Source organism: Kineococcus gypseus (assembly GCF_050871305.1).
GTDB lineage: Bacteria > Actinomycetota > Actinomycetes > Actinomycetales > Kineococcaceae > Kineococcus > Kineococcus gypseus.
In genome coordinates, this window is record NZ_JBJLRD010000121.1 from 1 (window position 1) to 743 (window position 743).

1 protein-coding gene is annotated in these 743 nt (G+C 70.9%); it reads left to right on the forward strand.

Translation table 11 applies throughout. From position 1 onward, the window contains the following. Nucleotides 1-743 (forward strand): sugar transferase (locus ACRYMN_RS20870; RefSeq protein WP_432499339.1); only part of this gene is annotated, 743 nt, incomplete at both ends.

Consider the following 743-nt stretch of genomic DNA (forward strand, 5'->3'; position numbering starts at 1 on the left):
TGCCCGGAGCTGGACGGGCCGGTGCTGCGGGCGCTGGCGTGGCAGTTGGAGGACACCCGCGCGGACCTGGTCGTGGCGCCGGCCTTGACGGACGTGGCCGGGCCGCGGGTGGTGATCCGCCCGGTGGCGGGCCTGCCGCTGCTGCACGTGGAGCGCCCGGAGCTGCGGGGGTTGCGGCACGTGGGCAAGGCGCTGCTGGATCGCGGGTCGGCGGCGGCGGCGCTGGTGGTGCTGGCGCCGTTGTTCGCGCTGATCGCGCTGGCGGTGCGCCTGGACTCGCCGGGGCCGGCGTTCTTCCGCCAGACGCGGGTGGGCCGCGATGGCGCTGAGTTCACGATGGTGAAGTTCCGCTCGATGGTCACCGATGCCGAGCAGCGCCTGATCGACCTGCGTGAGCAGTCCGAGGGCAACGGGTTGCTGTTCAAGATGAAGCGCGATCCGCGCATCACGCGGGTGGGTGGGTTGTTGCGGCGCTACTCGCTGGATGAGTTGCCGCAGTTGTTCAACGTGCTGGCCGGTTCGATGTCGCTGGTGGGTCCGCGTCCGCCGTTGCCGCGGGAGGTGGCGCAGTACGGTGACGACCTTCGGCGGCGCCTGCTGGTCAAGCCGGGTCTGACGGGTCTGTGGCAGGTCAGCGGTCGCAGCGACCTGGACCTGGAGGAGTCCACGCGGCTGGACCTGCAGTACGTGGAGAACTGGTCCCCGGCGTTCGACGCGATGATCCTGGCCAAGACGGTCAAGGC